Origin of the sequence: Eubacterium barkeri, from assembly GCF_900107125.1 — a bacterium.
GTDB classification, from domain to species: Bacteria; Bacillota; Clostridia; order Eubacteriales; family Eubacteriaceae; genus Eubacterium_O; species Eubacterium_O barkeri.
The window spans coordinates 102,154-115,925 of sequence record NZ_FNOU01000002.1; the positions used below are offsets into that span (position 1 = coordinate 102,154).

Below are 13,772 nucleotides of genomic sequence, written 5' to 3' on the forward strand. Positions count from 1 at the left end.
TCGTTTCGTATAAAACAATGATACCAAAAATAACCACAGATTTGAATAGAAATTAGTTTGATTTATTTTTCACAAACTGTTATAATTTAACAATACTATGAGGGAGATGGAGGCGTCATGCAAAAGTTTTCGAAAAAAGTCTCAATGACAGTAGTGAAGCGTTTGCCGAAGTACTACCAATATTTGAGTGACTTACAAGATAAAAACATTGAAAAAATTTCGTCAAAGGAGCTGGCGGATATGATGGGCCTGACGGCATCTCAAATTCGCCAGGATCTTAATTCCTTTGGCGCTTATGGCCAACAAGGGTATGGCTATAAGGTCCAGGAGTTGCGGGAAGCGATTAAAAATATTTTGGGGCTTAACAATACCTATAACTGTATCATCATCGGGTCCGGGAATCTGGGCCGTGCCATTTCGAACTATGAACGTTTTAAACGGGAAGGTATTCATATCAAAGCGATGTTTGATGCAGATAAAGGAAAGGTTGGAAGCCTGGTTGGTGACTTGGCCATCCACGATATGGACGATTTAGAGGATTTCGTCCGGGATCATGACATCAATATTTGTATTTTATCCGTTCCCCGGGAGGTTGGGCAGCCGACGGCTGACCGTGTTTGCCAATTAGGGATAAAAGCTATTTTGAATTTTGTCCCCCTGGATTTGACGGTGCCCGAGGATGTCGTCGTTGAAAATGTGAATATTACCGACAGCTTATTTACCTTGACTTATTTGTTAAGCGAATAACAAAAAAAGGCTCAAAGCGCGTTGCTTTGGGCCTTTTGCTATTCTTTAAAGGGTTTGGATACAGGGAGATGATAGGCTGGGGATTGGGGTATCCTCTGGAAGAATATTAAGATCAGTGAGCACATCTTCTGAAATGCGTGAGGCCGCTTCACCATAGTACATTTTTTTGAGGGCGGCTTTCATGGTATATTGCTTAAATTCATTGCCCTTAAGGTGCTCGATAGCAAGACGAAGCTCCAATGGATTTTCCGCAATGATGGCAGCACCCTGGTTTTTAAACCACTGGGCGTTTTCACCTTCCTGGCCGGGAGTGGGTTTATAGAGAATGGTCGGTAAGCCGGTGACCACAACCTCACTTAAGGTGATGCCGCCGGGCTTTGTCACCATCATATCCGCTAAATAATACAGTTCGTGGATATCGGAAACAAATCCAAGGATGGTTGTATTTTGTAAGCGTTGGGCGGAAAGCTCGTTGTAGAGATGTTTATTGCGTCCACAGATCACAATGGTTTGCAAATCATCATGGCGCTGTATATCCGAACAAATGGAGCCCAAATCCTTTAGAACACCGTGGGTTCCTGCGCAAATCAGAAGGGTCTGACGCTTCGGGTCCAGGTTGTATTTTCTGGCAATCTCGGCTTTATCACACGAATGATAAAATGCGGAACGGACAGGAATGCCGGTTTTGACAATACAATCAGCGGGGGTGCCGTGGGACACCAGGGTATCCTCCACGTTTTGACAGGCCACATAATACTTCGTTGTAGCGGGATGCATCCAGGCCGCAGGAATACAGAAGTCGGTGACGACGGTATAAATTGGCAATTTCAAATAATCCTGTTCCTTCAGGATCGTCGTGATGGTGTACATGTAGGTATTGATAATACAGTCAGGCTGCACCTCGTTGACGATTCGGATAAGGGCACGTTGGGTTACCTTCCAAAGCTTTTTCAAAGAATTTTGGGAGGCTTGCTTTTCAAAATCGTAATAGATCCATTTATAAAAACCACGACCAATGTTATAGGATAAGAGATAGGATTTCTCAAGAAATACATTGATAGGGTGGCTCATCTCGTTGAATAAATCCCGAACGAAAACATTGCAGCCTCTGGATTCAAAGCAGTCTTTCAAGGTTTCAGCGACCATTCGATGACCAGATCCGTGGGAGCAGGTCAGGATTAAAATACGCTTTTTTTCCATGGCAGAATCCCTCCTTCGTTTTAATGATTTAAGTTTATCCCTTGTGGATTAGAGTTCCATTAGAAGAGAATGGAAGAATTTTTCTTTAAGGTATTTGTGGGATTATAATAAAAATCCTGTAAAAAATAATCAAAAAAAGGGATTGTGCTTTATCGTTTGCACCTGTATAATAAAGGTAACAACGTAGAAAGAGGTGTCTTATAATGATTGAATTTGTATATGGAGCTAAAGGTAGCGGCAAGACCAAGAAAATGATTGAAATGGCCAATGCTGAGGTCGCAGGGGCTAAAGGTGAAATTCTATTCATTAATGACAGAGATAAGTATCGCGTAACAGTGGACACTAAGATTCGATTTGTGAATTCCGATGATTTTGATGTAAAGGGCATTCAAGAGCTTTACGGCTTCGTGTGTGGCGTTATCGCTGGTAACTACGATGTTGATGTCGTTTATATTGATAATTTATTAAGAATTATTGATGCCGATGGACCGGCGGATATCGAACCGTTATTGGAAAAATTAGATTTGGTACAAAAGGGTCAGAATATTAAATTCGTCCTCAGCTTAAGCTGTGACGAGGATGCTATACCGGATTGCGTGAAAAAATATCTCAACTAAAGATGACGACTAAGACGTCTTTCTGGCCGATTGCCATGGCAATCGGCTTTCTTACGTATTATGGAGCTTACAATGTCTGAACCGATGAACACCCAACCCCTTTACCAAGTCTATTCCCAGTGGCTGAAAGCACATTATGGCGAAAAGGTTTATAAACTTCCGGTAAATATTCCTTTGACCTGTCCCAATCGGGATGGTACCGTGGGTCAGGGAGGATGCATTTATTGTGGTGCTAAGGGGGGCGGCCTGGAGACGTTGTCCGATACCCTTTCCATTACGAAACAGCTGGAGCATAACCGCACCTATATAGAGAAGCGCTATAAAGCCCATAAGTTCATTCCTTTTTTTCAGAGCTTCTCCAATACTTATATGCCCATGGAGCAGTTCAAAGCTGCGGTTCGGGAGGCCTGTGGGCAGAAGGATGTTGTTGCCCTTTCCATTGCAACCCGGCCGGATTGTATTTTCCAGGAGCATTTAGACTTTTTAAAGAGAGTACAAAGGGATGCTGGTATTGATATCGTCATTGAGCTTGGCTTGCAAACAGCCAATGATCATACCTTGAAAATAATTAATAGAGGTCATGATCTGGCAGACTATATTGCAGCAGCCCATGGGGTTAAAAGCCATGGACTTCAGCTTTGTACCCACGTTATCCTTGATCTGCCCTGGGATGACCATCAGGATGTCAAAACAACGGCGGGGATCCTTTCTGCTGTTGGTTCAGATTTTGTCAAATGCCATGCGTTATATATTGAGCGTGGGACGGCCCTGGCACAGATGTACGCATCGGGGGCGATGGCCCTTCTTGACCAGGATGAGTATATCCAGCGCTGTATCCTCTTTTTAGAACATTTGGACCCGGTGATGGTGGTTCAGAGAATCATCGGAAGGGCACCAGCAGAGGATAGCATTACCACCAATTGGAACACCAGCTGGTGGAAGGTTCGGGATTTGTTGGAAGAGCGGATGCGTTCGGGCGGGCATTATCAGGGACGGCTTTACGGATTACGCCAGCAAGAAATCAGACGTAAAATCATTCAGTAGAAGTAAGGAGGGGTGAGAAATGACCATTGAAAATTGGCAGGAATTTCTTTTCCCATATGAGCAGGCAGTGGATGAACTGCTTTTAAAGTTCAAGAGTATTAAAAAACAGACGACGGATCGAGGAGAAATCAGCCCCATCGAATCCATTTCAGGTAGGGTAAAATCCATATCCAGTATCCTTGAAAAAATCGATAAATACGGTATTCGTACCCGTGACCTGGAGGATGAAATTCTGGATATTGCCGGAATCCGCATTATTTGTCAATTCGTAGAGGATATCTATGAGGTGGTGAATATGGTCTGTGAACGGGATGGCAAGGATTTGACCATCGTGAAGGTTAAAAACTATATGGCCGGAGAGGACTTATCGGTCCTTAAATCCGGGGCTGGGCAGCCTAAAGAGAGTGGCTATCAAAGCTATCATATCATCATCAAATACCCTGTCATTACATCCCTGGGATATAAAGAGCTTAATGTAGAAATCCAAATTCGGACCCTTGCCATGAACTTTTGGGCGATTATTGAACATTCCTTAAAATATAAATACAAAGAGGGTTTACCTGGTGAGCTGCAAAATCGCTTGGTTTCAATGGCTGAGGCGGTAACGGATCTCGATCAGGAGATGTCAGTGATTCGAGATGAAATTTTAAATGCTCAGCAACTCTTTAGGATGAAATCTGGTACGATTAATGATATACTGGATAATATAAAAATTCTGAAAAAGCTAAACCACGAAGAGAAGGCTTCTGAATACGAAAATCTTTTTAATGCACTTTCAGATGATCAGGAAAGCATCGTACGGCTATTCCTTTTGAATCGTGAGATTCAGACCGAAATTGGCCGCATCAAGGGTGAAGCTTAGAAAGGAGACAAAGAATGACTCAAGTAATCCGTTTGGAGCAGGGAGAATACACTCAATGCCCCGAAGGTAATTGTGAATTGATTAATGGGGTGGTTTATGAAAAAGCCGCTTTGGATGATAAAGGAGTAGGTGCCGTACGCTATTTGCACGCTGCATACAGCAAATTCAGATTAGCACACCGTCCACTGGATAAGGTGGCAGATCCACAGGCGGAGTTGGTCTTTCCTCAGCTGGAAAACACTATCCTCAAACCTGAAATTGCGGTAACTGTCAATGGTATGGAATTTCCCCAGTGGGTTGTTGAATTTGCAGATGATAATAATGAAGAGATTTCATATCTTCTAAAACCAGCCCTTTATCGGGATGCGGGTGTGGCGGAATACTGGGTCATTGATCCCGATCGAGAAGTCATCCTTATTTATTCCTTTGAGAGAAGTGGCCTGGTGCCATTGATTATTGAGGGACCCCAACGCATCCGGGTATCCATTTATAAAAATTTCTTTTTATCTTTTTCGGATTTCTTTAAATATCGTGGAGAACGGAAATAATATGAAAGTCTCTGGGAAGCAGGCCGACATCACCAATGGTGGTCGACCTGCTTTTTCAATGAAATGCATCATTTTCACCACATTATGTAAATAGTGCTTTCTTTGGGATGATTTTAAGATATAATAGTTATGCTACTAAGGCAACGAGTGCCTTTGAAAGGATAAGAATCGATGAAGAAACGAAAGATAAACCTGACGGTTGTTTTTGTGTTGGTGCTGATTTTAAGTAATCTGGGGACCTATTTTTTAGCAGTGAATGGAGTTTTTAATGGGAAAAACAGTGTAACGATTAAAACCGATAGCCAGACAATTTCCAGTGGATTGCAAAAAATCGCTTCCCTGGAGAAAAAAATCCAATCAGACTATTATAAAGACGTCGATGAACAGGCCCTGATGGATGGTGCCATTAAAGGGATGTTTGATGCCATCGGGGATGAGTATAGTGCCTACTATACCAAGGATGAGTACACTAAGCTTATGGAAAGCACCACCGGGAGCTTTGAAGGAATCGGTGTCGTTGTGACGGAGGACGGAAATAAAAATACCATCGTCGTAACGCCCTATAAAGACACACCGGCGGGTAATGCCGGAATCCAGACTGGAGACACTATCATCAAAGTGGATGGTGAGGATGTGACGGGGAAGGGCATGGATTATGCGGTATCTAAAATGCGTGGGACAGCGGGAACGCCGGTTAAAGTAACGGTGTCCAGGGATGGCCAGGAAATTGATTTTAATTTGACCCGGGATACCATCGATACCAAAACCGTGGATTCCAAGGTGTTGGGCAATAATATTGGATACATTGAAATATCCCAGTTCACAGAGACTACGGGGGAAGAATTCAAACAACAAATGGATGACTTAATGGCCCAGGGTATTCAGGGGCTGGTCATTGATTTACGCTATAATGGCGGCGGACTGGTGGATCAGTCTGTAGAAGTGGCGGATCGCCTTTTGGGTCAGACGGAAGTGGTATACACCGTGGATAAGCAAGGGAACCGAAAGGATTATCGGGCGACCAGCGAGGATCAGGTCACCGTACCCATCACCGTTTTAGTCAATGAAGGGACGGCCAGTGCGTCGGAAATCTTAGCAGGTGCCATCCAGGATACCCAGGCGGGGACCTTAATTGGAACAAAAACCTTTGGGAAGGGAATCGTTCAGGAAGTGATCTCATTAATGGATGGAACGGGGTACAAGCTAACCAATGCGGAATACTTTACCCCCAATGGTCGCAATATCCACGGTGTGGGATTGACACCAGATGTTGAAATCAATCAAAATGAAAGTTATAAGGATACCCTGGTGGTTCCAGAGGACCAGGATACCCAATTGCAAAAAGCCTTGGAAGTGCTGCAGTCGAAGATGTAATGTTTGAGAAAATCAGAAAGGAGCCGATTATGATACCATTTGAAGTCGTCTCAGAATATGAACCGAAGGGAGACCAGGGGAAGGCCATTGCTGAACTGACCAGGGGCATCGAGGATGGCCTGAAATACCAGACCCTCCTCGGGGTAACCGGGTCAGGAAAAACATACACCATGGCAAAACTCATTGAGGCCGTACAGAAGCCGACCCTGGTCATTGCCCATAATAAAACCCTGGCTGCCCAGCTTGCTGATGAGTTTCGTAGCTTTTTTCCAAATAATGCAGTAGAATACTTCGTTTCGTACTATGATTACTACCAGCCAGAGGCTTACGTCCCCCATTCTGATTTGTTTATTGAGAAGGATTCCTCCATTAATGATGAGATTGATAAGCTGAGGCATTCTGCCACAGCAGCCTTGTTTGAGCGCCAGGATGTTATTATCGTCGCCTCGGTTTCCTGTATTTATGGCTTGGGGAGCCCCATCGATTATGAAAATTTGGTGCTTTCCCTGCGGCCAGGGATGGAAAAGGATCGGGATGACATCATCCGTAAATTAGTGGACATCCAATACACACGAAATGATATTGCCTTTGAACGGAATAATTTTCGGGTACGGGGGGATGTTTTGGAAATCTACCCGGCGGCTTCCACGGATAAAGCCGTTCGTGTGGAGTTTTTTGGCGATGAGATTGATCGCCTCACGGAGATTCACACCATTACCGGAGAAATTACCGGGGAGCTTTCCCACGTGAGTATTTTTCCTGCGTCTCACTATACCACCACTCCAGAGAAGCTGGAGGATGCTATTGTTGGTATTCGAAGGGAGCTTTCGGAGCAGTACCAATTCTTTACGGACCATAACCAATTAGTAGAAGCCCAGCGTATTCTCCAACGGACGAATTACGATTTGGAAATGCTCCAGGAGATGGGGTATTGTACCGGGATTGAGAATTATACCCGTTATATTAATGGGCTGCCGGCGGGGAGTCCGCCCTATACCCTCATTGATTATTTTCCCAAGGACTTTTTAATCATTGCCGATGAGTCCCACGTGTCCATTCCCCAAATTGGGGGAATGAGTGCCGGGGATCGGGCCAGAAAGAAAAACCTGGTGGACTATGGCTTTCGACTGCCCTCTGCCTACGATAACCGCCCCCTGACCTTCGATGAATTTGAGGGGAAAATTAATCAAATTATTTTTACCACGGCGACACCCAGCAAATATGAAAAAGCCCATACCCAAAAGGTGGTGGAGCAAATCATCCGGCCGACAGGCTTAGTGGACCCCGAAATCTTCGTGCGTCCCATTAAGGGGCAGATTGACGATTTAACCGGAGAGATTAACGCGACTGTGGCCAAGGGAAACCGCGTATTAGTAACGACGTTGACCAAGAAGATGGCTGAGGATTTAACGGATTATTTTAAAGAAAATGGCGTGAGCGTTCGTTATTTGCATTCAGATATTGACACCATCGAGCGAATGGAGATCCTCCGGGATTTACGATTGGGAGAATTTGATGTGCTGGTGGGGATCAACCTCCTAAGGGAGGGGCTGGACCTCCCAGAGGTTGGCCTGGTTGCCATTTTAGATGCCGACAAGGAAGGGTATCTTCGTTCGGAAACCTCCTTAGTCCAAACCATTGGCCGGGCGGCGAGAAATGTTGACGGCAAGGTCATCATGTACGCGGATAAGATTACAAAATCCATGAATTACGCCATTACGGAAACCTATAGACGGCGTGAGATCCAACAGGCTTATAATACAGAGCACGGCATTATCCCCCAGTCCGTTAAAAAGGAGATTCGGAATGTTATCGAGGTCACCAAGGTGGCCGAGGATGGCCTTCCTTATGAAGTGGCTGATCTGGAAATGGAAGAAGAAATCCTTGATATTGGGGAGTTGGAGGCTCAAATGAAGCAGGCTGCCTCGGATTTGGATTTCGAACGTGCAGCACAGCTGAGGGATAAAATAAAAGCATTAAAAATACAGAGCGAATAATGAATTGAGGGTGGAAACCCTTGATATAGAAAGGATAAACATGAAATATATTGACATCAAGGGAGCCCGGGAACATAATCTCAAGGGCGTAAATGTCAAAATTCCCCGGGACCAAATGGTGGTCCTGACCGGTGTTTCCGGATCAGGTAAGACGAGTCTGGCCTTTGACACCATTTATGCAGAGGGCCAGCGCCGGTATGTGGAGTCCCTGTCAGCCTATGCAAGGCAATTTCTAGGCCAATCCCAAAAACCGGATGTGGACAGTATTGAGGGGTTAAGTCCAGCCATCTCCATCGACCAAAAAACGACAAACCGAAATCCCAGATCAACGGTTGGGACGGTAACGGAGATTTACGATTATTTCCGTTTGCTTTACGCGCGGATTGGCATTCCCCATTGTCCTAAATGTGGGAAGGTCATTTCCTCCCAAAGCGTGGATCAAATCGTGGATAAGGTCATGAATTTGCCCGAGGGGACGAAGTTTTTAATTGTGGCCCCCATTGTCCGGGGGGAAAAGGGACAGCATAAAAAGCTCCTTGCTCATTTACGAAAAGAAGGTTATGTCCGACTCATGGTGGATGGTGAGGAAAGGGAGTCCAGCGAAGAAATCGAGCTGGATAAGAATAAAAAGCATACCATCGACGTCGTGATTGACCGGCTGAAACGCAAGGATGGTATGGAGAAACGGCTGACGGATTCCCTGGAGACAGCACTGCATCTGGCTCATGGCATGGCGGTGTGCGAGGTTGTCGGTGGGGAACGGCATCTCTTTAGTGAGAAGCTGTCCTGTCCGGATTGTGGCATTTCCATGGATGTTTTAGAACCACGGACCTTTTCCTTCAACAATCCTTTTGGGATGTGCCCGGCCTGTAATGGATTGGGATTTCATAAGGAAATCGACCCGGATCTGCTGATACCGGATCGGTCCCTCTCCATTGGGGATGGGGCCATTAAATTTTTTGGTCTGAAGAACGACTCTAAAATCCTGGTGAATATGATCCGTGCGCTCCTTTCAAAGCATGGTTTTGATATGGATACCCCCGTGGAGGATTTATCCGAGGTTTGCCTGGATGAGCTGCTTTATGGCTCGGATGATGCCATGGAAATCGAGTATGAGGGTAAATTCTCCGGCACTTATTCCACGACCTTCGAAGGGCTCATCAATAATATGGAACGGCGATTCAAGGATACTAAATCTGAAACGATGCGTGGCTTTATTGAACGCTATATGTCGGATATTCCATGTCCGGTGTGCCACGGAAAGCGTTTGAATCCCACCAGCCTGGCGGTAACCGTCGGGGAGAGCAATATTATCGATTTAACGGATCGGTCGGTTAAAAGCTTGATTGGTTTTTTTAAAAACCTTCAGCTGACCGAAACCGAGGCCATGATTGCTAAGCTTATTTTAGTGGAAATCAATGCACGCCTTAAATTCCTCCGGGATGTAGGACTGGAATACCTCACCCTTTCCCGGAGTGCAGGAACCTTATCCGGAGGGGAATCCCAGCGGATCAGGCTGGCCACGCAAATTGGATCAGGGCTAACCGGGGTACTTTATGTTCTGGACGAGCCCAGCATTGGCCTGCATCAAAGGGATAATCGGAAGCTTTTAACAGCCCTGCGCAATCTGACGGCCCTGGGGAATACCCTGGTGGTGGTTGAGCATGATGACGATACAATGATGGAAGCCGATTGGATTGTGGATATTGGCCCGGGGGCAGGGGTTCACGGGGGAGAGCTGGTGGCGGAGGGCGATGCCCAGGCCATTATGGATAATCCCCGGTCTATCACTGGACAGTACCTGAGTGGGGCTAAAAAAATTCCGGTTCCCCAGGAACGCCGAACTCCCCGTGGTGAATATATCCGGGTGGTTGGGGCCAAGCAAAATAATCTTAAAAATATCACGGTGGATTTTCCCCTTGGAGAGTTCATCTGTGTCACCGGAGTGTCGGGTTCTGGGAAAAGTACCCTGGTTAACGAGATTTTATATAAGGGGGCCGCACAAAAACTTTATAATAGTACGCGAAAACCAGGAAAACACCGAAAAATTGAAGGCCTGGATCAAATTGATAAGGTCATTGCCATTGATCAAAGCCCCATTGGGAGGACGCCACGTTCAAACCCGGCCACCTATACTGGTGTTTTTGATATGATTCGGGACCTCTTTGCAAAAACAAACGAGGCGAAGACCCGGGGATATCAAAAGGGGCGCTTCAGCTTCAATGTGAAGGGGGGGCGTTGCGAAACCTGTTCTGGGGATGGGATATTAAAGATCGAGATGCATTTTCTGCCGGATGTTTATGTTCCCTGTGAGGTATGTCATGGGAAACGCTATAACCGGGAAACCCTGGAGGTTAAATACAAGGGCAAAAACATTGCCGACGTATTGGACATGACTGTCGAAGAATCCCTTGGTTTTTTTGAGCACCTTCCGTCCATTAAAAATAAGCTGCAAACTTTGCACGATGTGGGTTTGGGGTATGTTAAGCTAGGACAGCCATCCACCCAGCTTTCGGGAGGGGAAGCCCAGCGGATCAAGCTGGCCACTGAGCTGAGTAAACGGAATACCGGACGCACACTCTATATTCTGGATGAACCGACCACAGGCCTTCACATGGCGGATGTGGACCGCCTCATTGAGGTCCTCCAGCGGCTGGTGGATACTGGCAGCACCGTGGTGGTCATTGAGCATCAGCTGGATGTCATTAAAGTGGCGGACCACGTCATCGATTTAGGCCCCGAGGGCGGAGATGGCGGCGGAGAAGTGGTGGCCATTGGAACGCCGGAGGCCATTGCAAAAATTGAAGACAGCTATACCGGAAATTTTCTAAAACCATTGCTGTAAACACTTCTGTTAGCATGAAAAATGAAGAATACTTTGGAATCGAGACGTTGTCCCATTGACAGGGATTCGATGCTTAAGTATAATTGAACTAACATAAAAGAGGGAGTGACGGGCACATGGCAAAAAATCTGAGTGAACTCAAACCGGGACAACGGGGCGTAGTATCCTCCATTGATTTAAAGGGATTGATGCGGCGAAAACTGTTGGATATGGGGGTAACCCCTGGGGTGGAGGTTTATGTGGATAAGGTGGCGCCCTTCGGTGACCCCATTGAAATACATTTAAGAGGTTATGCCCTTAGCCTTCGAAAAAAAGATGCCGAAAAAATTCGTATCGTTTAAGGGGGCTTTATGACATATCGAGTAGCTTTAGTGGGGAATCCCAATTGCGGGAAAACGACATTGTTTAATTGCCTGACGGGCAGTAATCTTTACGTTGGGAACTGGCCAGGTGTGACCATTGAAAAAAAAGAAGGGTTAATGAAGGGAACTGGGGATGAGATTATTCTCATCGATCTTCCGGGGATTTACTCTCTGGCACCCTACTCCATGGATGAAATTGTCAGCCGTGATTTTTTAATTAACGAAGCCCCGGATCTCATGATTAATATTATCGATGCTTCGAATATTGAGCGTAATCTCTATTTGACCACTCAGCTCATGGAAATGGGGATTCCCATGATTGGGGCCCTTAACATGATGGATGTTTTGGAGCGAAAGGGGATTCTTATTGATTGTGAAGCCCTTTCGAAGGCCTTTGGCTTTCCCTTTATCCAAATTTCTGCTCAGCAGGAATTGGGGATTCAGGAGCTTATTGCCCTGACCGATGCAAATTTAGGGCGGACCCAGGGGAAGTGGACGTATCCAAGGGTTTTCCCATCTAAGATTCAGGATGTGTTTGACGCCTTTGGAAAGAAAATCGAAGGGCAGTATTCAGATATCCTGCCCAACTACCCTGGGATATTTCGCAGCATCAAGCTCATTGAACAGGATGAGGTCCTTGCTAAACAGGAGCAGCACGATATTGTTCGCCTGGATGCTGAAATTAGTGAAGCCCGGCGGGAAATCCGGGAAATTAGTGGTCAGGATGTGGATGGTGCCATTGCCGATTATCGGTATCGTTTTATTACCGCAGGGGTAGAGGGAGCAAGGCGCCAGGATGGTAAGGATACCCTGGCCATTGAGGACCGGATCGATAAGGTGCTGATGAATCGTTTTGCAGCACTGCCCATTTTTTTCGTGTTCATGTTCATTATTTATTTTATCTCCATCAATGTGGTGGGGAATTTGACATCCAGCTGGATCGATGGATTTATTGCCGACGGGCTGATTCCCTGGGTAAGCACTGTCCTTAGTGCCATTGGAACGGCACAGTGGCTCATTGCCCTCATTACCAACGGTGCCATTACCGGGGTTGGTGCAGTGCTGACCTTTATCCCGCAAATTACGGTGCTTTTCATCTTTATTTCAGTTCTGGAGGATAGTGGCTACATGGCCCGGGTAGCGTTTATGATGGATCGAGCCTTTAGACGCTTTGGGCTTTCCGGAAAAAGCTTTATTCCCATGGTCGTTGGATTGGGCTGCTCGGTTCCGGCCATTATGGCAACCCGGACCTTGGAAAATGAGCGGGACCGCAAGCTGACCATTATCCTAACGCCTTTTATTTCCTGTGGCGCAAAAATGCCCTTGTATGTCCTGCTGGCTTCGGCCTTTTTTGCAGAGCAGCAGAGTATTATGGTCTTTAGCCTGTATCTGGTGAGCCTTTTGGTGGTGTTTTTATCGGGAATTTTACTAAGCAAGACAAAATTCAGGGGAGCCAGCTCAGACTATTTGCTGGAACTTCCACCTTACCGGGTCCCCAGCCTTAAAAATACCATGTCTCAGGTGTGGCTGCGGGTTAAAGAGTTTATTGTCCGGGCGGGAACGATTATCTTTTTAGCCTCGGTGGTGCTCTGGTTCCTCCAGGCCTTTGGAACGAATTTTCAAATGACGACGGACCCGGATAGTAGTATATTGGCTGCTTTTGGAAAAATCATTGCTCCAGCTTTCATTCCCTTGGGTTTTGGAAACTGGGTGGCCAGTGTATCCTTGCTTTCAGGAATTGCCGCTAAGGAAATGATTATTTCTACCATGAGCGTTCTGCTTTCGGGTGTAGATGGGGGCTTTACCATGGCTTTAAGCCAGATATTCACCCCCCTTTCGGCCTATGCGTATATTTTGTTTGTCCTGCTCTGTTCACCCTGTATCGCAGCGTTAGCGACCATGAAGCGGGAGCTTGGCAGCTGGCGGGACTTTCTCTTTGCCATCGTCTACCAGGTGGGGACGGCTTATTTGGTCTCCATGGCCGTCTTCCAAATCGGGTCATTCATTTTCTGAGGTTAATAAAAAGCCTTCACCACATGTCTGCGGGTGGAGGTTTTTTTTCGTGGAAGAAGCAGGCTTTATCCTTTCAAGTTTTCATAAGGATTGCTTAAATCCATTTGGAATGTTGTCGATACAACAGACGAATTAAGGAAAACCCTCTACAATGGTTGGAAAA

At 46.0% G+C, this 13,772-nt stretch carries 11 protein-coding genes; 10 read left to right on the forward strand and 1 reads right to left on the reverse strand.

Annotated features, from left to right (window positions below; all coding sequences use genetic code 11):
- Nucleotides 1–117 precede the first annotated feature (117 nt).
- Nucleotides 118–747, forward strand: coding sequence for a redox-sensing transcriptional repressor Rex (locus BLU30_RS01785; protein WP_090242871.1), 630 nt, complete (start codon nucleotides 118–120; stop codon nucleotides 745–747).
- A 45-nt stretch (nucleotides 748–792) separates the two neighbouring features.
- On the opposite strand, the gene BLU30_RS01790 is transcribed toward BLU30_RS01785, so the two are convergent.
- Nucleotides 793–1,947, reverse strand: a complete 1,155-nt coding sequence (locus BLU30_RS01790) for an MGDG synthase family glycosyltransferase (RefSeq protein ID WP_090242872.1) — start codon at nucleotides 1,945–1,947, stop codon at nucleotides 793–795.
- Between the two features lie 203 nt (nucleotides 1,948–2,150).
- On the opposite strand from BLU30_RS01790, the gene BLU30_RS01795 reads away from it, so the two are divergent.
- From BLU30_RS01795 to feoB, 9 genes are all read left to right on the forward strand, one after another.
- A complete protein-coding gene (locus tag BLU30_RS01795) occupies nucleotides 2,151–2,564 on the forward strand; it encodes a hypothetical protein (protein WP_090242873.1) in 414 nt (137 codons plus the stop codon).
- A gap of 72 nt (nucleotides 2,565–2,636) precedes the next feature.
- Nucleotides 2,637–3,608, forward strand: a complete 972-nt coding sequence (gene mnmL, locus BLU30_RS01800; protein WP_242873475.1) for a tRNA modification radical SAM protein MnmL/YtqA — start codon at nucleotides 2,637–2,639, stop codon at nucleotides 3,606–3,608.
- 19 nt (nucleotides 3,609–3,627) lie between these two features.
- Nucleotides 3,628–4,470, forward strand: coding sequence for a GTP pyrophosphokinase (locus tag BLU30_RS01805; protein WP_090242875.1), 843 nt, complete (start codon nucleotides 3,628–3,630; stop codon nucleotides 4,468–4,470).
- 14 nt (nucleotides 4,471–4,484) lie between these two features.
- The gene (locus BLU30_RS01810) at nucleotides 4,485–5,018 is read left to right on the forward strand and encodes a Uma2 family endonuclease (RefSeq protein WP_090242877.1); all 534 of its coding nucleotides are present in this window, start codon (nucleotides 4,485–4,487) and stop codon (nucleotides 5,016–5,018) included.
- Between the two features lie 171 nt (nucleotides 5,019–5,189).
- The gene (locus BLU30_RS01815; RefSeq protein ID WP_090242878.1) at nucleotides 5,190–6,392 is read left to right on the forward strand and encodes a S41 family peptidase; all 1,203 of its coding nucleotides are present in this window, start codon (nucleotides 5,190–5,192) and stop codon (nucleotides 6,390–6,392) included.
- Between the two features lie 29 nt (nucleotides 6,393–6,421).
- Nucleotides 6,422–8,389, forward strand: a complete 1,968-nt coding sequence (gene uvrB, locus BLU30_RS01820) for an excinuclease ABC subunit UvrB (protein WP_090243168.1) — start codon at nucleotides 6,422–6,424, stop codon at nucleotides 8,387–8,389.
- 40 nt (nucleotides 8,390–8,429) lie between these two features.
- Nucleotides 8,430–11,234 (forward strand): excinuclease ABC subunit UvrA, encoded by a 2,805-nt coding sequence (uvrA, locus tag BLU30_RS01825; protein ID WP_090242880.1) that lies wholly within the window; start codon nucleotides 8,430–8,432, stop codon nucleotides 11,232–11,234.
- A 116-nt stretch (nucleotides 11,235–11,350) separates the two neighbouring features.
- Complete coding sequence (locus BLU30_RS01830; protein ID WP_090242882.1) at nucleotides 11,351–11,575, forward strand: FeoA family protein; 225 nt, start codon at nucleotides 11,351–11,353, stop codon at nucleotides 11,573–11,575.
- Nucleotides 11,576–11,584: 9 nt separating this feature from the next.
- A complete protein-coding gene (gene feoB, locus BLU30_RS01835; RefSeq protein ID WP_090242884.1) occupies nucleotides 11,585–13,609 on the forward strand; it encodes a ferrous iron transport protein B in 2,025 nt (674 codons plus the stop codon).
- The last annotated feature ends 163 nt before the right edge of the window (nucleotides 13,610–13,772 follow it).

Coding starts and splice junctions, on each gene's coding strand:
- BLU30_RS01790 (WP_090242872.1), bottom strand. CDS start 1,947: ATGGAAAAAAAGCGTATTTTAATCCTGACCTGCTCCCACGGATCTGGT.
- BLU30_RS01805 (WP_090242875.1), top strand. CDS start 3,628: ATGACCATTGAAAATTGGCAGGAATTTCTTTTCCCATATGAGCAGGCA.
- mnmL (WP_242873475.1), top strand. CDS start 2,637: ATGTCTGAACCGATGAACACCCAACCCCTTTACCAAGTCTATTCCCAG.
- BLU30_RS01815 (WP_090242878.1), top strand. CDS start 5,190: ATGAAGAAACGAAAGATAAACCTGACGGTTGTTTTTGTGTTGGTGCTG.
- feoB (WP_090242884.1), top strand. CDS start 11,585: ATGACATATCGAGTAGCTTTAGTGGGGAATCCCAATTGCGGGAAAACG.
- uvrA (WP_090242880.1), top strand. CDS start 8,430: ATGAAATATATTGACATCAAGGGAGCCCGGGAACATAATCTCAAGGGC.
- BLU30_RS01795 (WP_090242873.1), top strand. CDS start 2,151: ATGATTGAATTTGTATATGGAGCTAAAGGTAGCGGCAAGACCAAGAAA.
- BLU30_RS01830 (WP_090242882.1), top strand. CDS start 11,351: ATGGCAAAAAATCTGAGTGAACTCAAACCGGGACAACGGGGCGTAGTA.
- BLU30_RS01810 (WP_090242877.1), top strand. CDS start 4,485: ATGACTCAAGTAATCCGTTTGGAGCAGGGAGAATACACTCAATGCCCC.
- uvrB (WP_090243168.1), top strand. CDS start 6,422: ATGATACCATTTGAAGTCGTCTCAGAATATGAACCGAAGGGAGACCAG.
- BLU30_RS01785 (WP_090242871.1), top strand. CDS start 118: ATGCAAAAGTTTTCGAAAAAAGTCTCAATGACAGTAGTGAAGCGTTTG.